The 17,827-nt window shown below is 30.3% G+C and carries 17 protein-coding genes; 14 read left to right on the top strand and 3 right to left on the bottom strand.

The window, feature by feature from the left end; all coding sequences use genetic code 11:
• Positions 1 to 115: 115 nt before the first annotated feature.
• The 5 genes from FAY47_RS01570 (at position 116) to FAY47_RS01550 (ending at position 4,791) form a co-directional block, all read left to right on the top strand.
• Positions 116 to 541, top strand: coding sequence for a YaaR family protein (locus FAY47_RS01570; RefSeq protein ID WP_143314640.1), 426 nt, complete (start codon positions 116 to 118; stop codon positions 539 to 541).
• Positions 542 to 688: 147 nt separating this feature from the next.
• Positions 689 to 1,666, top strand: coding sequence for an MqnA/MqnD/SBP family protein (locus FAY47_RS01565; RefSeq protein ID WP_143314639.1), 978 nt, complete (start codon positions 689 to 691; stop codon positions 1,664 to 1,666).
• Entirely contained in the window at positions 1,641 to 2,408 is a 768-nt protein-coding gene (locus tag FAY47_RS01560; protein WP_143314638.1) for an ABC transporter permease subunit, read from the top strand. The genes FAY47_RS01565 and FAY47_RS01560 overlap by 26 nt, the downstream gene beginning before the upstream one ends.
• Positions 2,392 to 3,060 carry an ABC transporter ATP-binding protein gene (locus FAY47_RS01555; RefSeq protein WP_143314637.1) on the top strand — a complete coding sequence of 223 codons (669 nt, stop codon included), beginning with the start codon at positions 2,392 to 2,394 and terminating at the stop codon, positions 3,058 to 3,060. The genes FAY47_RS01560 and FAY47_RS01555 overlap by 17 nt, the downstream gene beginning before the upstream one ends.
• A 24-nt stretch (positions 3,061 to 3,084) precedes the next feature.
• A complete protein-coding gene (locus tag FAY47_RS01550) occupies positions 3,085 to 4,791 on the top strand; it encodes an ABC transporter ATP-binding protein (protein ID WP_143314636.1) in 1,707 nt (568 codons plus the stop codon).
• Between the two features lie 84 nt (positions 4,792 to 4,875).
• On the opposite strand, the gene FAY47_RS01545 is transcribed toward FAY47_RS01550, so the two are convergent.
• Entirely contained in the window at positions 4,876 to 6,975 is a 2,100-nt protein-coding gene (locus FAY47_RS01545; RefSeq protein WP_143314635.1) for a glutamine synthetase III, read from the bottom strand.
• A gap of 447 nt (positions 6,976 to 7,422) precedes the next feature.
• On the opposite strand from FAY47_RS01545, the gene glnA reads away from it, so the two are divergent.
• From glnA to FAY47_RS01500, 9 genes are all read left to right on the top strand, one after another.
• Entirely contained in the window at positions 7,423 to 8,754 is a 1,332-nt protein-coding gene (gene glnA / locus FAY47_RS01540) for a type I glutamate--ammonia ligase (protein WP_143314634.1), read from the top strand.
• Positions 8,755 to 8,782: 28 nt separating this feature from the next.
• Positions 8,783 to 9,352, top strand: a complete 570-nt coding sequence (locus FAY47_RS01535) for an ANTAR domain-containing protein (protein WP_143314633.1) — start codon at positions 8,783 to 8,785, stop codon at positions 9,350 to 9,352.
• A gap of 2 nt (positions 9,353 to 9,354) precedes the next feature.
• Positions 9,355 to 10,185 carry a diaminopimelate epimerase gene (gene dapF / locus FAY47_RS01530; protein ID WP_143314632.1) on the top strand — a complete coding sequence of 277 codons (831 nt, stop codon included), beginning with the start codon at positions 9,355 to 9,357 and terminating at the stop codon, positions 10,183 to 10,185.
• A 6-nt stretch (positions 10,186 to 10,191) separates the two neighbouring features.
• A complete protein-coding gene (locus FAY47_RS01525) occupies positions 10,192 to 11,790 on the top strand; it encodes a CTP synthase (RefSeq protein ID WP_143314631.1) in 1,599 nt (532 codons plus the stop codon).
• 1 nt (position 11,791) lies between these two features.
• Positions 11,792 to 12,979 (top strand): LL-diaminopimelate aminotransferase, encoded by a 1,188-nt coding sequence (locus tag FAY47_RS01520; protein WP_143314630.1) that lies wholly within the window; start codon positions 11,792 to 11,794, stop codon positions 12,977 to 12,979.
• Positions 12,980 to 13,105: 126 nt separating this feature from the next.
• Positions 13,106 to 14,485: a radical SAM protein gene (locus tag FAY47_RS01515; protein WP_143314629.1), complete on the top strand. Its 1,380-nt coding sequence runs from the start codon at positions 13,106 to 13,108 to the stop codon at positions 14,483 to 14,485.
• A 159-nt stretch (positions 14,486 to 14,644) separates the two neighbouring features.
• Positions 14,645 to 14,911, top strand: coding sequence for a metal-sensitive transcriptional regulator (locus FAY47_RS01510; protein ID WP_143314628.1), 267 nt, complete (start codon positions 14,645 to 14,647; stop codon positions 14,909 to 14,911).
• 117 nt (positions 14,912 to 15,028) lie between these two features.
• Entirely contained in the window at positions 15,029 to 16,276 is a 1,248-nt protein-coding gene (locus FAY47_RS01505) for a DNA polymerase IV (RefSeq protein ID WP_143314627.1), read from the top strand.
• Between the two features lie 12 nt (positions 16,277 to 16,288).
• On the top strand, positions 16,289 to 16,552 hold the full coding sequence (locus FAY47_RS01500; RefSeq protein ID WP_143314626.1) for a hypothetical protein: 264 nt from the start codon (positions 16,289 to 16,291) through the stop codon (positions 16,550 to 16,552).
• A 31-nt stretch (positions 16,553 to 16,583) separates the two neighbouring features.
• On the opposite strand, the gene FAY47_RS01495 is transcribed toward FAY47_RS01500, so the two are convergent.
• Both FAY47_RS01495 and FAY47_RS01490 read right to left on the bottom strand, forming a co-directional pair.
• Positions 16,584 to 17,021 carry a threonine/serine exporter family protein gene (locus FAY47_RS01495; protein ID WP_143314625.1) on the bottom strand — a complete coding sequence of 146 codons (438 nt, stop codon included), beginning with the start codon at positions 17,019 to 17,021 and terminating at the stop codon, positions 16,584 to 16,586.
• The gene (locus tag FAY47_RS01490) at positions 17,018 to 17,794 is read right to left on the bottom strand and encodes a threonine/serine exporter family protein (protein WP_143314624.1); all 777 of its coding nucleotides are present in this window, start codon (positions 17,792 to 17,794) and stop codon (positions 17,018 to 17,020) included. Before FAY47_RS01490 ends, FAY47_RS01495 begins: the two co-directional genes overlap by 4 nt.
• Positions 17,795 to 17,827: the final 33 nt, after the last annotated feature.

Below are 17,827 nucleotides of genomic sequence, written 5' to 3'. Positions count from 1 at the left end.
TTATTATATACATTTATATTAGAAATAACGAGGAAAATATTTTCTTATTGGTAATAGTATATAGTTTAATTTAATTATTTTTGTTATAATTAGCAGTATAGAAAGGAATGGTAGTATGGAGATTGGGAGAGTTTCGAGAAATACTATAACTCGTGATGAAGAGAGAAAAGTCGTACCAGGTAGAAGAGATTTCTCACAAAGCTTTAATCAGGCAAGGGATAGAAAATCTCAAGAACAGCTTAAAAAGATGTGTGATGATATAAGAAAAAAGGGTAATAGGCTTGTTCTAACAAAGACATATGCTGATGTTAGAATGTATAAAAAGCTTATAAAAGAGTATTTAGAATCTGTTTTGCAATTTATGTACGATACCAAAAAAGATATAAGTTTCTGGCAAACTCAATATTTTATAACCGTTGATACTGTTGATTTAAAGCTTGAGGAGCTTACGGACGCACTTCTTGGGGATGAAAAAGAGAACTTGGATATTGCAGCTACAATAGATGAAATTCAAGGATTAATAGTAGATATTTATAGATGATTTTGAAAGAGTTCTTTCTTATTTAAAGAGAGAGCTCTTTGTTTTAGTTTTTTGACTACTCTATTATCAAGATTAAGAGCTGTTTGAGTGACAACTAATCTCAATTGTAGTATCATATACTATATAAAATCCAAGGGAGGAATAATAATGAAGAAGAAATTCGCACTAATACTATCAATAATATTTGCTTTAGGAGTATTTACCCAATGTTCATCAAATGAACAGCCTAAGGAAACAAAAAACATAAAAGCAGTAGTTCCAGATGGATTAACAGCAATGGCAACAGCGAAGCTTATGAAGGAAAAACCAGAAGTAGAAAAAGGATACAATATAGAATATTCTATTGAGAAGACTCCAGAAAATATAGTTTCTGAGGTATTAAAAGGAGAAACGGATATAGCAATAGTTCCATCAAATGTAGCTGCTACACAATATAATAAAAATGCTGGTTATGTAATTGCAGGAACTATAGGATGGGGATCATTTTATTTAGTTTCTGCTAAAAGTGAGAGTTCATTAGAACAATTAAAAGGAAAAGAAATTTTTAATATTGGCAAAGGATTGACTCCAGATCTAATTACTAAAATAGTTCTAAAAGAAAAAGGATATAATATAGAGTCAGATTTCAATTTTTCATATGTTAATGGTGTTACAGAACTTACACCAGCCATAATGGCTGGAAAGGCAAATTATGCTGTTGTCCCAGAACCAGCATTATCACAAGTATTAAGTAAGAAGCAAGATACTAAAATACTGATGGACTTTAATGAAGAATGGAAGAAGGCATATAACTCGGAATATGGTTTTCCACAATCAACTTTAATAGTGAAGAAGGATTTGGTTGAAAAGGATAATAAATTTATCCAAGAGTTTTTAAATAAATTGGAAGAAAGCTGTAAATTTGCTTCTGACAACAATTATGACTTACCATCATATTGTGAGGAAATTGGAGTGTCTGTTAATAAGGATATGGTTTCAAAAGCTGTGGAAAAGGCAAATATAAAGTATGTATCAATTAAGGATTCATATAAAGAATATAATACTTATTTTAATAAATTGAATGATTTAGATCCTAAGACTATAGGAGGAAAGGTTCCAGATGAAGGAGTTTACATGGAAAAATAAAATACAGGGAATAATAGCTTGTATAGTATTAATCATTCTGTGGGAGATAATAGCAATAAAAATGAATAATGAAATATATCTTCCAAGAGTTGAGAATGTATTGTTTTCCATAAAGGAAATCTTAGTTAAAGATGATTTCTTTAAAAATATTTTATTTAGTCTTAGCAGGACTTTAATTAGTTTTCTTATAGCTTTAATTTTAGCTATAGTGTTTGGGGTGCTATCTTTGATGTACCCCGTTTTTAAAAGTTTTCTAAAGCCATTAAATTCAATAGGTAAAACTATACCGACAATGGTTTTGATTGTGCTTGCACTTATTTGGTTCAAGAAAGAAGAGGCACCTTTTATAGTAAGTTTTTTTATAGTATTTCCTATACTCTATGAAGGTGTTATAAGCTCAATCAATAATATAAATAAAGAACTTATGGATATGTGTAAAGTTTATAAGATTTCAACATGGCAAAAGGTTAAGAAAATATATATGCCAGTTATAGGGTTTTATATTACAGGAATTTTAATGTCTACATTTTCTCTAGCATTTAAAGTTATAATAGCAGGCGAAGTTTATGGTGAGCCTAAATATGGCGTAGGCTCATCAATTCAAGTTGAAAAGATGAATTTTAACACAAATGCAATTTTTGCATGGGTTATAATTATAGCTATATTATCTGTATCGTTTGATTTGTTAAACAAATTAGTCATTAAAAAAGTTTATAGGTGGAAACATGAAGATAGAAATTAAAAATTTATGTAAGTCCTTTGGGGATAGAATAGTATTTGATAATTTTAATATTTCTTTTACTTCTGAAAGTGTAAATTCAATAATTGGTGAATCTGGTGGTGGGAAGAGTACTCTTCTTAATATATTATCAGGATTACTTAAAAAAGATTCAGGAGAGATAGTTGGAATTAATGAAGATGATATAAGTTATATATTTCAGGAAGATAGATTAGTTCCTTGGCTTAACATTAAAGAAAATATGGAATTGTTTATATATGATTATTTTTCAAAGGATGAAGGGGTGAAGAAAATAAATGAGACCTTTAAACTCTTGCATTTAGAAAATATTCAGATGAAATATCCAGAGAAATTAAGTGGGGGGATGAGGCAGAGAGTTAATATAGCAAGAGCTCTTTTAAAGCCTTCAAAATTAATTTTAATGGATGAACCATTTAAATCCCTTGATTATAAAACTAAATATTCTATAATGAAGGAATTAACACAAATATTGAAAAAAGAAGAGAGAATGGTCATATTTGTTACTCATGATGTGGATGAGGCTATATACATGAATGGAAATATTTTTGTCTTAGGAGGAAAGCCATTTTCTATTAGAGGGGTCTTCACAGAAAAAATACAAGAAGATAAAGAGGAAATATTAAAACTTATATAGATGAAATAAATAGGAGGGGGATATATGTTTAAAAAATTTGTTAGTTTTTATAAGCCGTATAAGAAGTTGTTTTTTATTGATTTAATAGCAGCTTTGGTGGCAGCTGGTTGTGATTTGGTTTATCCAATGATGACCAAGGAGTTGGTTGATAATTCAATTCCAAATAAAGAAATGAGGATGATAATAGTATTTGCAATAACACTTATTATATTGTTTATAATAAAGGCTATATGTGGATATTTCATGCAGTACTGGGGACATGTTGTTGGAGTTAGAATGCAAGGTGATATGAGACGTGAGATATTTAACCATCTTCAAAGATTGCCAAATACATATTTCGATAATAATAAAACTGGAGATATAATGTCTAGGATTATAAATGATTTAATGGAAATATCAGAACTTGCCCACCATGGACCAGAAGATATATTTATTTCCATAGTAATGTTACTTGGATCATTTGGAATACTATGTACCATAAATATTCCTTTAACATTAATAATCTTTGCATTTATACCTATAATAGTTATATTTACGATGAAACAAAGAAAAAGAATGAATGATTCATTTCTAAAAACAAGAGTAAAGACAGGTGTAGTTAATGCTAGTTTAGAAAATAGTATTTCTGGAATTAGAGTTTCGAAAGCTTTTGTCTCTCATGAGTTTGAGGAAGCTAAGTTTGAAGAAGGAAATAAAAATTTCATAAATGCTAGAGAAAAGGCCTATAAGGTTATGGCAGAATATTTTTCAGGAGCAACTTTCTCTATAGATATTTTAAACTATGTTGCATTAATAATCGGTGGATTATTTACATTTAATAATATAATAGGATTAGGCGACTTTTTTGCTTATTTATTATATATAAAAATATTCACTGATCCTATTAAGAAGTTAATTAATTTTATGGAACAATTCCAAAGTGGTATGACAGGTTTTCAAAGATATATGGAAATCCTAAGTGAAGATAGGGAAAAAGAGAAAAAAGGAGCTAAAGATTTAGTAGATGTTAAAGGACAAATAACGTTTAAAGATGCTGAATTCAGTTATGAGGATAATAAAATTTTAGGTGGATTATCTTTAAATATTGAAGAAGGTAAGATGCTTGCATTGGTAGGCCCATCAGGTGGAGGAAAATCAACTTTTTGTAGCTTAATACCTAGATTCTATGATTTGGACAAGGGTGACATACTTATAGATAATAAAAGTATTTATGATATTACAATTAAGTCATTGCGTGAAAATATAGGTATAGTGCAGCAAGAGGTTTTCTTATTTACAGGAACAATTAAAGAAAACATAATGTATGGAAATTTTGAGGCGAGTGATGAGGAAGTTTATGAAGCTGCTAAAAGAGCTAATATTCATGAATTCATATTAAGTCTTGATGAAGGATATGATACTTATATAGGTGAAAGAGGAGTTAAGCTTTCAGGTGGACAGAAACAAAGAATTTCTATTGCTAGAGTATTTTTAAAGAATCCTCCTATTCTTATTTTAGATGAAGCGACTTCGGCTCTTGATAATACTACAGAATATTATATTAAGAAATCTTTAGATGAATTATGTAAAGGTAGAACTACTATTGTAGTTGCACATAGATTATCTACTATTAGAAATGCAGATGAAATCATTGTGCTTACTGATAAAGGAATTGAGGAAAAAGGAACACATGAAGAACTTATGAAGTTAGGTGGAATATATAAGGAATTGCATAATTTCGTTAAGAATTAGAAAGAATAGTATTATTGGAAATTTATAATATAGAAAAAAGCAGATGACTCTAAGCCATCTGCTTTTTTCTATAAATGATATGAACTATATTCTGAAGATTAAATCAGAATAAGTTGGTATTGGCCAGTAATTTTCTCCAACTAACACTTCAAGACCATCACAAGCGGCTCTTGTAGCTTCCATAGCAGGAATTACTTCTGATTTATAGAAGTTTGCATTATCATATGCATCTTTACGTTCTTCTGCTTTAGTCAGTAAAGTGTTTAACTTTTCAACTTCTTCATATAGCTTGTTTGCAAATGTAGAAACTTGAGTTAAAGTACCCTTTTCCATATCGCAGCTAGTACTTAAGCCAACTGACTTCTTGCTAATAATAGTATCACTCAATTCTTTCATGAATGAAGTTACTGCAGGTAGAATTTGTCTTCTAACCATATCAACAGTAGTTAAAGCTTCGATGTTAAGTACTTTAGAATATTCTTCTAGAAGTATTTCATATCTTGAGTGCATTTCAACATTTGTGAAAATATTGTGCTTTTCGAATAAAGCTATATTTTTCTCATCTACAAAATGAGGAAGAGCATCTACTGTAGTTTTAAGATTCAATAAACCTCTTTTTTCAGCTTCTTCAACCCATTCGTCAGAATAGTTATTTCCATTAAATATAATTCTCTTATGCTTTTGTATAGTAGATTTTATTAAATCATCTAAAGCGGTCTTAAAATCAGGAGCTGCTTCAAGAGTGTCAGCAAATTGTTCTAAAGCTTCTGCAGCTATAGTGTTTAAAACTATGTTAGGACCAGATACTGAGAAAGTTGAACCTAACATTCTAAATTCAAATTTATTACCTGTAAATGCAAATGGTGAAGTTCTATTTCTATCAGTAGTATCTTTTGTAAATTTAGGAATTATATCAACTCCAAGTTCCATTTTAGTAGCTTTCTCTGAAGCGTAAACAGAACTGTTTTCTATTGATTCTAGAACTGCTTCTAAATGATCACCTAGGAATATTGATACTATAGCAGGTGGAGCTTCATTTGCACCTAATCTATGATCATTTCCAGCGTTAGCAACAGAAATTCTTAATAAATCTTGATATTCATCAACTGCCTTTATTACAGCACAAAGGAAAGTTAAGAATTGTACATTATCTTCAGGTTTCTTACCTGGGTCTAATAAATTTTCTCCAAGGTCTGTAGAAAGAGACCAGTTATTATGCTTACCAGAACCATTGATTCCTTCAAATGGTTTCTCATGTAAAAGGCAAACTAAACCATGTTTATCAGCTATTTTTTTCATAAGTTCCATTGTTAATTGGTTGTGGTCTGCAGAAATATTTGTAGAAGCAAATATTGGAGCTAATTCATGTTGAGCTGGAGCAACTTCGTTATGCTTTGTTTTAGCTAATACACCAAGTTTCCATAATTCTCTATCTAAATCTTCCATGTATGCAGCTACTCTTGTTTTTATATTTCCAAAGTAGTGATCTTCTAATTCTTGACCTTTAGGAGCTTTAGCACCTAAAAGAGTTCTTCCAGTTAACATTAAGTCTAGTCTTTTTGAGTAGTATTCTTTGTCTACTAGGAAATATTCTTGTTCAGGACCAACAGTGGTAGTTACTCTCTTAACATTATCTTTTCCAAATAACTTTAATATTCTTAAAGCTTGTTTGTTTAGTGCTTCCATTGAACGAAGTAAAGGAGTCTTTTTATCTAATACTTCACCTGTATATGACATAAATACTGTAGGTATACATAATATATTATCTTTTATAAATGCATAAGATGTAGGATCCCAAGCAGTATATCCTCTTGCTTCAAAAGTAGCTCTTAATCCACCAGATGGGAAACTAGATGCATCTGGTTCACCTTTTATTAATTCTTTGCCAGAGAACTCCATTATTATATTTCCATCAGCAGTAGGTTGAATAAATGCATCATGCTTTTCAGCAGTTATTCCTGTCATTGGTTGGAACCAGTGAGTGAAATGTGTAACACCTTTTTCTAAAGCCCAATCTTTCATTGCATTAGCTATAACATTAGCTATTTCAAGATTAAGTTCGGAATTATTTTCAATAGCTTTTTTTAAATCCTTATAAGTTTGCTTAGGTAAGCGTTCTTTCATAGTATTTTCATTGAATACCATACTTCCAAATAAATTTGGTACATAGTTCTTATTATCCATCAAGATTCCTCCTTAATAAAAAAGGGCGCTGTACACCTAGTAGTGTACAGCGCCCTTGCTGTTAATAACATTATATAATTCAAATTGCTAAAATGCAATAGAATTAAAAAAAATATTGACAAAAAATTAGGTTTTTAATAGAATTGTTATATGAACAATGGGGTTCTATAAATTACGCTTTTTGGGAGTGTTTATTAGTAGACCAGTTTTTTAATTGATTTTAAATAGATTGTGGTTATTTTTTTGAGCAACTAAAATTTTTAGTTGCTTATTTTATTTTAGATGATACAATTATGAAAGAAAATTATACTTAAACATACTTGGAGTTACCATTATTAATGGTATAATAATAAATGATAAAAGCTGGCAAAGTATTTTGAAGTGTGTTATTTAGAGCTTTGAGTTAAGAAAACTCTAATAAAAATAAAGAAATAAGGAGGTAGTTACATGGATCAAACAATTGCTGAAATATTAAGATTTATTGAAGAGAATGACATTAAATTTATAAAGTTACAATTTTGTGATGTCTGTGGAGAGTTGAAAAGTATATCTATAATGGCATCTCAATTAGAGAGGGCTTTTCTTCATGGAATATGTTTTGATGCGTCATCGATAAAGGGATTTCTAAATATAGAAGAGTCAGATTTGTTTTTGTTCCCTGACCCTTCAACATTGGCAATACTTCCTTGGAGACCTCAAGAAGGAAGAGTTGCTAGATTTTTTTGTGATATAAGAACTCCAGAAGGGGAAATCTTTAAAGGTGATTGTAGAAATATATTAAAGAAAGCTGTACAAGAGCTTTGGGAATTAGGTTATACAGCTAAGGTTGGTCCAGAATGTGAGTTTTATTTATTTAAGACTGATGACGAAGGAGAACCTATATTGATTCCCCATGATGGTGCAGGATATTTTGAAGTAGCACCTTTTGATAAGGGTGAAAATATTAGAAGAGAAATTTGTTTAACATTAGAAGAGATGGGGTTAACTCCAGAAAGTTCTCATCATGAATCAGGGCCTGGTCAAAATGAGATTGACTTTATGCATGATAATGCTTTAAGTTCAGCAGATAATTTTATAACATTTAAGAATGTTATAAAAACAATAGCAAGTCTAAATGGACTTCATGCTAGCTTTATGCCAAAACCTTTGCTTAATAAGAGCGGTTCAGGTCTTCATATTAATCTATCTATATCTAAGGAAGATAAAAATCTATTTCATAATGATGGAGTGCATAATAAGGTGGCAGAAGGGTTTATAGCTGGAATAATGTATAGAATTAAGGAAATTACTGCAGTATTAAATCCTACAATCAATTCGTACAAAAGATTTGGTTCTTTTGAAGCCCCTAAGTATGTAACGTGGTCTCACAAAAACAGATCCCAATTAATTAGAATACCAGCTTCAAGAGGAGAGTATAGTAGAATGGAACTAAGAAGTCCAGATAGTACTTGCAATCCATATATAGCATTTTCTCTTTTAATTTATGCTGGAATGGAAGGTATTAAAAAGAGAAGAGTTCTTCCAGATGCTGTTGAAGGAAATCTTTATAGTAATATAGATAATATAGAAGTTGATAAATTTGATAAATTACCTTCAAATCTTAATGAAGCTCTTCATATAATGAAAAATAGTGATTTTGTTAAAGAAGTGCTAGGAGAATTTGTATATAATAAATTCTTAAAAATTAAACTTAAAGAATGGTCAGATTATGAAAGTAAATGTACAGTTCACGATGAAGTAAGTGAATGGGAGATTAGTAATTATTTTTATAGACTTTAATTAAAATTTTGAGTTTGGGAGGTGTTATATGGATAAAATACTATTAGTGTGTAGTTCAGATAAAGGAACAAAGGTATATACTGAAAATCTAAAGAGTATGGGGTATGTCCATATTGACACTGAAGGGAATAGTGGATCAGCTAGAAGAAGATTAATACATGAAAACTATAGCATAATAATAGTAGATACACCTCTTAAAGATGAATTTGGTAGTGATTTTGCTATCAAGTTGTCTAGAAGTGGTAGCAGTGGTGTTATCTTAGTTGTAAAGTCAGAAAATGCTGATTTGGTTTCTGCTAAGGTTGAAGAGTATGGAATTTTCGTTATACCAAAGCCTTTTACTAAATCAATATTTCATCAAGGCGTAAAATTTGTTTTTACATCATTAAGGAGGTTTAGTGCTCTTAAAAATGAAAAAAATAAATTAATGCAACAAGTAGAAGATATTAAGAAAATTGATAGAGCCAAGTGTTTGCTTATTCAATATAATAATATGACAGAAGAGGAAGCACATAAATATTTGGAAAAGCAAGCTATGGATGCTAGGTTGACTAGAAGAGAAGTAGCTGATAAAATAATAAATTATTTAGGAGTGTAGTTATGGAATTTACTAAGATGCATGGAATTGGTAATGACTATCTTTATTTCAACTGTATGGAAAAAGAAATTCAAAATCCTGAAGAATTGTCTATAAAACTTAGCGATAGACATTTTGGAGTTGGAGGAGATGGTATTATTTTAATTCTTCCGTCAAAATTGGCGGATTTTAGAATGAGAATGTTTAATGCTGATGGTTCAGAAGGTAAAATGTGTGGAAATGGAGTTAGATGTATTGCTAAATATGTTTATGAAAAAGGTTTTACTAACAAAGATGTAATAACTTTAGAAACACTAGGAGGCATTAAGACACTTAAACTTTTCGTTGAAGATAATGAAGTAATGCAGGTAGAAGTTAATATGGGAAAAGCAATCTTAAATCCCAAAGATATACCTGTTTTATTAGATAAAGATATTATTGTAAATGAGAAGATTACAGTAGATAATAGAGAAGTAGGGATAACTTGTGTGTCAATGGGAAATCCTCATTGCGTTATATATATGGATAATATTGATGATTTGGAAATAGAGAAAATAGGGCCAAAATTTGAAAATCACCCTCTGTTTCCAGAAAGAATTAATACAGAATTTATACAAGTTATTGATGAGAAAACCATAAAAATGCGTGTATGGGAAAGAGGCAGTGGGGAAACTTATGCTTGTGGAACAGGCGCTTGCGCAGCAGTAGTAGCATCTGTACTAAATAAATATTGTAAGATCAATGAAGATATTACAGTAAAACTTTTGGGGGGAGATTTAAAGATAAAATATTTATCTGATGGCCTTGTTTATATGACTGGCCCAGCGGAATTTGTTTTTGAAGGAAGGATTTAATTAATTATGAATAAGAAGTATATTTTTGTAACTGGCGGTGTTGTATCAGGATTAGGAAAGGGGATAACGGCAGCTTCTTTGGGTAGATTATTAAAAAGTAGAGGATTAAAAGTAACAGCTCAAAAATTTGATCCATACATTAATATTGACCCAGGAACTATGAGCCCTTTTCAACACGGAGAAGTGTTTGTAACAGATGATGGAGCAGAAACAGATTTAGACCTAGGTCATTATGAAAGATTTATAGATGAAAATCTTAACAAGTATTCTAATATAACTACAGGTAAAGTTTATTGGAATGTTTTAAATAAGGAAAGAAAAGGAGATTATCTTGGTGAAACAGTTCAAGTAATTCCTCACATTACGAACGAAATTAAAAATCAAGTATATTCAGTTGGGGATGTTACAGATAGTGATATTATAATAACTGAAATTGGAGGTACTGTTGGTGATATAGAATCAACTCCATTTTTAGAAGCTATAAGACAGGTATCTCTTGAAGTTGGTAGAGAAAATTGTTTATTTATTCACGTTACATTAGTTCCTTATATTATGGGGTCGGATGAATTAAAATCTAAGCCAACACAACACAGTGTTAAAGAATTGCAAGGTCTTGGAATAAATCCAGATATAATCATTTGTAGATGTGATATACCTTTAAAAGAGGATATTAAGAATAAAATAGCATTATTCTGTAACGTAAAGAGAGATTGTGTTATTGAAAATAGTACAGTGCCAGTGCTTTATGAAGCACCATTAATGCTTGAAAAGAGCAATTTTTCAGAAATTGTTTGTAGAGAACTTGGTATAAAAGATACAAAATGTAAACTAGATGAATGGACAGCTTTAGTAGAAAAGATTAAAGAAGCTCAAGAAGAAATAAAGATAGGTATAATAGGAAAGTATGTACAATTACATGATGCTTATATATCAGTAGTTGAAAGTTTAAAGCATGCTGGATATGAAAATGCTGTGAATGTTACAATTGAATGGATTGACAGTGAAGAAATAACTAAAGAAACTGTTAAAGATATATTAAAAGAATGTAAGGGTATAGTAGTTCCTGGTGGATTTGGTAACAGAGGTGTAGAAGGTAAGATAGAAGCTGTTAAATATGCTAGAGAAAACAACTTACCTTTCCTTGGAATTTGTTTAGGAATGCAAGTTGCAGTTATAGAATATGGACGTAATGTTTTAGGATTCAAGCATGCAAATTCTAGAGAGTTTGATGAGATATCGAATTATCCAGTAATAGATTTAATGAACAACCAAGTTGGTGTTAAATCTAAAGGAGGAACAATGCGTTTAGGTGCATACCCTTGTAAGGTAGATAAAAATAGTAGATTATTTGAACTTTATGGTGAAGAACTTATTCAAGAAAGACATAGACATAGATTTGAGTTCAATAATGAATATAGACAACAATACATAGAAAATGGCTTAACACTAAGTGGAATTTCACCAGATGGAAGACTTGTTGAGGCGGTAGAACTTAAAGATCATAAATTCTTTGTAGGAGTTCAATATCATCCAGAGTTCTTATCTCGTCCAAATAGGCCACATCCATTATTTGTAGGATTAGTAAAAGCTGCAAAGGAGGATTAAGATGTTAAAAATTAATAAGAATTTTTTAGAGCTAGAAGATAGTTACCTATTTTCAAACATTGCTCAAAAGGTCAATAAGTTTAAAGAAGATAATCCAGATAAAAAGGTAATATCATTAGGGATTGGGGATGTCGTACTTCCTTTAAGTGCACCTGTAATTGCGGGGCTAGAGTCGGGCGTTAAAGATATGGCTTCTATAGAAACTTTTAAAGGATACGGACCAGAACAAGGCTATGCATTTTTAAGAGAAGTGCTTCAAGACTACTATAAAGAGTTTTCAGTTGATTTAGATGTAAATGAAATCTTTGTAAGTGATGGAGCTAAGAGTGATTTAGGAAATATACTAGATATTTTTGCACAAGATAATGTAGTATTAATACCTGATCCAGTTTATCCTGCATATGTAGATACAAATGTTATGGGTGGAAGAAAGATTATTTATATGGATAGTAACATAGATAATAATTTCTTAGCTTTACCTGATTATAATGTTAAGGCTGATCTTATTTATATTTGTTCGCCGAATAATCCTACCGGAGCTGTATATAATAGAGACCAACTAACTAAATGGGTAGAATATGCAAAGGAAATGAATGCAGTAATTTTATTTGATGCAGCTTATGAATCATTTATAGGAAATGATGAAATACCACATAGTATTTATGAAATTCCAGGAGCTAAAGAATGTGCTATAGAAATATGTTCTTTATCAAAGACAGCTGGATTTACAGGATTAAGATGTGGGTATACAATTGTACCTATGGATTTAAGATGTGAAGATGTTCAATTAAATAAACTTTGGCTTAGAAGACAAACTACAAAGTTTAATGGAGTTCCTTATGTAGTACAAAAGGCAGCTGCTGGAGTATTTACCAAGGAAGGTAGAGCAAAGTGTAAGGAAGTAATAGACATATATAAAAATAATGCAAATATACTTGGAGAAACTTTAAAAGAGCTTGGAATTACCTATATTGGAGGAGAAAACTCTCCATATATATGGTTAAAGTGTCCAAATAATATGTCATCTTGGGATTTCTTTGATTTATTATTAGAGAAAGCTAATATAGTAGGTACTCCAGGGGTTGGATTTGGAAAAAATGGAGAAGGATATTTCCGTCTTAGTTGTTTTGCTTTAAAGGAAAATGTTATTGAAGCAGCAGAAAGATTAAAAAAGTTGAAATTTAACTAAGTAAAAGGTTGGAAAACTTGAAGTTTTCCAACCTTTTTTTATTTATAAGGTTTATTTAAGATAAATTGGAATATACATAGTATAGAAAATGACTTCATATTATAAACAGAATGGAGGGAAATTACTATGGGTATAATAGAAGGGATAAAAAAAGGTAGTAGAGAAGCAATAATAGGACAAGTATGCAGAGTTTTGGAGAAAAACCCACAGAAAAACGTAGATAAGATATTTTCGGTAGCAAAGAAGCTAGCCAAGGATAACTATAGTAAGATGGCGGTAGAAAACATAGAGGATTATTACAATGAGATTCCAACTGTAAAAGATGAGATACAAGATATATTAGCAAATACTAATTCTAATTGCCTTCAAAAGTTTTTTAAAAATTTCCTTGCTAATGCTATTTGGAATGGTGTTGAAAAAAGGCAAAAGTGGTTGGATGAAGAGAATACAAAAATTCCATTTGTAATTTTACTTAGTCCTTCTATGAGGTGTAATTTAAGATGTTCGGGATGTTATGCTGCAGATTATCCTAAAGATCAAGGACTATCCTTTGAAGAGGTTGATAAGATAGTTGGAGAAGCACGAGACTTAGGAATACATTATATGGTCATATTAGGAGGAGAACCTTTTTTTGTTGACTATATGTATAAAATTTATGAAAAATATAATGATGTTATGTTTACACCATTTACAAATGGAACCTTGTTTAATGATGATATAGCGGATAAACTATCTAAACTAGGTAATGTTATGCCTATGTTTTCTTTAGAAGGATTTGAAAAAGAAACAGACGATAGAAGAGGTAAAGGGGTATTTAATAAAGTTATGAATGGAATGGATCTTTTAAAAACTAGAGGTATTCCGTTTGGAGTGTCATCAGCAACTACAACTCACAATATAGATACTGTTTCGTCTGAGAGGTTCATAGATATGTTAATTGAAAAGGGCTCAAGAATGAGTTGGTATTTTATTTATATGCCAGTTGGTGAAAAACCTAACATAGAAAATATGTTAAAGCCTGAGCAAAGGATTGAGCTTGGGAGAAGAGTAAGGAACATAAGGATGACTAAACCTTATTTTGCTATAGATTTCTTCAATGATGCTCCATATGTTGGTGGGTGTATAGCAGGTAAGTATTATTGTCATATTAATTCAAGCGGAGATGTAGAACCTTGTATATTTGCACATATAGCAGCAGATAATGTAAAAAACAAAAAATTAATAGATGTATTTAGAGGAGAGTTATTTAAAGAATTAAGAGTAAGACAACCATATAATAAGAATATGTTAAGGCCATGTATGATGATTGATAATCCTAATGTAATAAGAGAAGTAGCAAAGAAGGTAAAGGCTCATCCAACTGATAAAAGTGCTGAAGCTATGCTTAATGATAAGGAATTCCAAGAAAAACTAAATAAGCTATCAGATGATTTTAAGACATATGCAGATGAAGCATGGGAAAAAGATTTTCATTCTAAAGGCAATGATGAGTTTGCTAAAGGATAAAGTGCAATAATTTAAATAATTGGATTTATAGATAAAAGAACTATCTCAATTAAAGAAGTAATTCTAATGAGAAAGTTCTTTTATAAATAGAACTTTTATAATTTCTTTTTTTAGGGTAAACTATAAATATACCCCTATGGGTATTTAGGAGGTGTATTTATGGATGAAGCTGACAAAAATAAAGATATATTAAATAGATTAAAGAGAATTGAAGGTCAGGTAAAAGGAATTCAAAAGATGGTGGAAAATGATATTTGTTGCAAAGATGTATTGGTACAAATATCAGCTATAAGATCAGCTATTAATAAGGTTGGATCTATTATGATAGAAAATTATGCTTGCAACTGTCTTTCAACAGAGGATAATAAGGAAAATGAAGAAGAGTTAAAAGAACTAATGAAAACAATTAATACATTTATTAAGTAATCTATATTGTTAGTAAAAGTAAGAATTATATACTTACTTTTATTTTTTACTTTACAACAGAACATGTGTTCTATATAATTTATATAGATATATAATTATAGGGAGGCATGTGCAATTATGGATAGTGATAAAATAATCTTCCATATTGACGTTAATTCGGCATATTTAAGCTGGACTGCTGTAAGTAAAATTCAAAAAGGTGAAGAGATAGATATAAGAAATATACCATCTGTAGTTGGTGGAGATATAAGTAACAGGCATGGAATAGTATTAGCTAAGTCAATTTTGGCTAAAAAGTATAAAATAAATACAGGAGAGCCTTTATTTAAAGCAATGGGAAAGTGTCCAGAACTTAAAGTTTATAAGCCGAATTATGAATTGTATATAAGATGTAGTGATGGAATGGTTAAACTTTTAAAAGAGTATTCTCCTAAAATACAGAGATATTCGGTGGATGAGTGCTTTTTGGATGTTACCCATGCAAAGAATAATTATTATGAAAAGGCAAAAGAGATAAGTGAAAGAATTAAAGATGAACTTGGATTTACTGTTAACATAGGTATATCAAATAACAAATTGCTTGCGAAAATGGCATCAGATTTTCAAAAACCAGATAGAATCCATACATTATTCCCTTCAGAAATTAAAAAAAAGATGTGGCCTCTTCCAGTGGAGGATTTATTTATGGTAGGTAAGCAAACTGCTTTGAAGTTAAAGAAACTTAATATATATACAATTGGAGATTTAGCAAATTATGATTTGGAAATACTTACAAATGTATTTAAAAGCCATGGAAGAGTAATTTATGAATATGCAAACGGAATAGATAGATCAGAAGTTAGAGATAAAAATTATCTAGAGATCAAAGGTATAGGAAATTCTACTACAATTTCCTATGATGTTGATAATAAGGAAGATGCATATAAAATATTGTTATCACTTACTGAAAATGTGGCTATGAGACTTAGAAATAGTAAAAATATATGTAATTTAGTTTCTGTATCTATTAAGAATAAAGAATTTAAAACTTATTCACATCAAAGAAAACTTAATATTCCTACAGACTGTACTAAAATAATATATAAAGAAATAAAATGTGCTTTTGATTATTGTTGGAAAGGGGAGGGCATAAGACAACTTGGAGTAAGGGTTTCAGATTTTTGTGATAAAGATTTTTATCAAGGATCATTATTTGAAGAAAAAGATATTGATAAAAGTAGGAAACTAGATGAAGTTATGGACGATATAAGAAAAAGGTTTGGAAATAATTCGGTTTTGAGGTCGACTTTCATTAATTCAGGATTAAATCCTTTAATAAGTGGAAATGGAGAAGTAGATTATCCTTTTATGGGTAGTGTTTTATAGGAGGTTTTTGGAATGAAAGTAGTAGCAAAACCTATAGAAATGGTAGCTTGGTTTGAGAAATGTGGTAAGGTTAATCCAATAAAATTTAGAATAGAAGAGGATAGTGAAGTTTTTATAATAGTTAAAATAGAGAAAGTTGTGAAAAGAGAAAATGAAAGATTGGCTGGAAACCCTATGCATATATTTACTTGTACTGGTATTATAAATGGAGTCGAGAAGATTTTTCAGTTAAAGTATGAAATAAATACTTGTAAGTGGTTGCTATTTAAAATTTAAAGAGAAAGTAAGTCTATTTTAGATAAGGCCATTACTTTCTCTTTATTTTTTTGATTACTTTTAATTGTCTAGTTATTGTAGATACAAAAATAATTCCTAAGACTAAAGTTCCTGCACTAGATAATGTATTTATAGCAAGTTCTAATGCTCTTGTAATATTTCCAGTAATGACTTCATACATAGTGTTATACATGCCAGCCCCTGGAACAAGAGGTATAAGACAACATATTACCAAAGTGGTAACGGGAGTCTTTAGAAGCCTAGCGAAAATCTCTGAATAAATACTAAAACAAATAGATGATATAAATAAGGAAAATATATCTGAAAATCCAAGTTCTAATCCTAAAGAATAAAAGAACCAGCTTAAGCCTCCGCCTAAGGAAGCAAAGAGAAGTTTTTTTCCTTTAATATTAAAAATAATTCCAAAACCTATTGAGGCAATGATTGCAGTTAAAGTTTCTATAATCATATAATAGAACCTCCTAAGGTGTTAATCCAAAAACTAAGTACTGCACCAGTACCTACGGCAATTGAAATAGCTATTAAAAATGCTTCGGAAGCTTTTGTTATTCCTGCTAAGTAATCACCTGCTATAGTGTCTCTAATGGCATTTGTGATAGCTAATCCAGGTACTAAAAGCATTATAGCACCTATTATTGTTTTATCTATATGACTGGCTACTCCAAGTGTAAATAATATGATAGCGAGAAGAGCAGATATTCCTCCACCTATTGAGTTAATAAAAAATTCGTTAATAGCTAACTTTTCGAAATAATTAGTTATTATCTTAATTATTAGCCCTACAAATGTAGCTGAGATTAAATCTTTTATATCGCCGCCAAAAAGATAAGAAAATGCACCAGCAGCAATAGAAGAAAATATTAAAGTAGTTAGTACGGAATATCTATCTCCTTTGTTAACTATTAAAAGGGACTCATAAAAGTCTTCGATGCCAGTATTATTTTTGTTATCTTGAAGTAATCTAGATAAATCATTAACTTTATCTATTTTGTTAAGATCAACCCCCCTTGAAGTTACTCTTTTAATTAACGACAATGTTTCGTTATTGTCAGAAATAGAAACCATTATGCCAGTTGGAGTAACAAAACTATCTGCCGTTTCTACACCAAATGATAAGCAAATTCTGCAAATGGTTTCTTCTACTCTATAGGTTTCTGCACCACTTTCGAGCATTATCTTTCCAGCAAATGTAGCAACCTTTAGGAGTTTATTCAAATCCATAAAGACCTCCTAGACTATAAATAAATTACTTAT

The organism is Clostridium sp. HBUAS56017 (assembly GCF_007115085.1).
GTDB classification, from domain to species: Bacteria; Bacillota; Clostridia; order Clostridiales; family Clostridiaceae; genus Clostridium; species Clostridium cibarium.
The sequence above is the reverse complement of the archived record's forward strand: the minus strand, read 5'-3'. Positions and strand labels throughout refer to the sequence as shown.

What these genes read in the sequence shown, in the direction of transcription:
- FAY47_RS01560 (WP_143314638.1), top strand. Translation starts at nt 1,641, where the DNA reads ATGAAGGAGTTTACATGGAAAAATAAAATACAGGGAATAATAGCTTGT.
- FAY47_RS01565 (WP_143314639.1), top strand. Translation starts at nt 689, where the DNA reads ATGAAGAAGAAATTCGCACTAATACTATCAATAATATTTGCTTTAGGA.
- FAY47_RS01510 (WP_143314628.1), top strand. Translation starts at nt 14,645, where the DNA reads ATGGATGAAGCTGACAAAAATAAAGATATATTAAATAGATTAAAGAGA.
- FAY47_RS01505 (WP_143314627.1), top strand. Translation starts at nt 15,029, where the DNA reads ATGGATAGTGATAAAATAATCTTCCATATTGACGTTAATTCGGCATAT.
- FAY47_RS01555 (WP_143314637.1), top strand. Translation starts at nt 2,392, where the DNA reads ATGAAGATAGAAATTAAAAATTTATGTAAGTCCTTTGGGGATAGAATA.
- glnA (WP_143314634.1), top strand. Translation starts at nt 7,423, where the DNA reads ATGGATCAAACAATTGCTGAAATATTAAGATTTATTGAAGAGAATGAC.
- FAY47_RS01525 (WP_143314631.1), top strand. Translation starts at nt 10,192, where the DNA reads ATGAATAAGAAGTATATTTTTGTAACTGGCGGTGTTGTATCAGGATTA.
- FAY47_RS01490 (WP_143314624.1), bottom strand. Translation starts at nt 17,794, where the DNA reads ATGGATTTGAATAAACTCCTAAAGGTTGCTACATTTGCTGGAAAGATA.
- FAY47_RS01520 (WP_143314630.1), top strand. Translation starts at nt 11,792, where the DNA reads ATGTTAAAAATTAATAAGAATTTTTTAGAGCTAGAAGATAGTTACCTA.
- FAY47_RS01515 (WP_143314629.1), top strand. Translation starts at nt 13,106, where the DNA reads ATGGGTATAATAGAAGGGATAAAAAAAGGTAGTAGAGAAGCAATAATA.
- FAY47_RS01570 (WP_143314640.1), top strand. Translation starts at nt 116, where the DNA reads ATGGAGATTGGGAGAGTTTCGAGAAATACTATAACTCGTGATGAAGAG.
- FAY47_RS01535 (WP_143314633.1), top strand. Translation starts at nt 8,783, where the DNA reads ATGGATAAAATACTATTAGTGTGTAGTTCAGATAAAGGAACAAAGGTA.
- FAY47_RS01545 (WP_143314635.1), bottom strand. Translation starts at nt 6,975, where the DNA reads ATGGATAATAAGAACTATGTACCAAATTTATTTGGAAGTATGGTATTC.
- FAY47_RS01550 (WP_143314636.1), top strand. Translation starts at nt 3,085, where the DNA reads ATGTTTAAAAAATTTGTTAGTTTTTATAAGCCGTATAAGAAGTTGTTT.
- FAY47_RS01495 (WP_143314625.1), bottom strand. Translation starts at nt 17,021, where the DNA reads ATGATTATAGAAACTTTAACTGCAATCATTGCCTCAATAGGTTTTGGA.
- dapF (WP_143314632.1), top strand. Translation starts at nt 9,355, where the DNA reads ATGGAATTTACTAAGATGCATGGAATTGGTAATGACTATCTTTATTTC.
- FAY47_RS01500 (WP_143314626.1), top strand. Translation starts at nt 16,289, where the DNA reads ATGAAAGTAGTAGCAAAACCTATAGAAATGGTAGCTTGGTTTGAGAAA.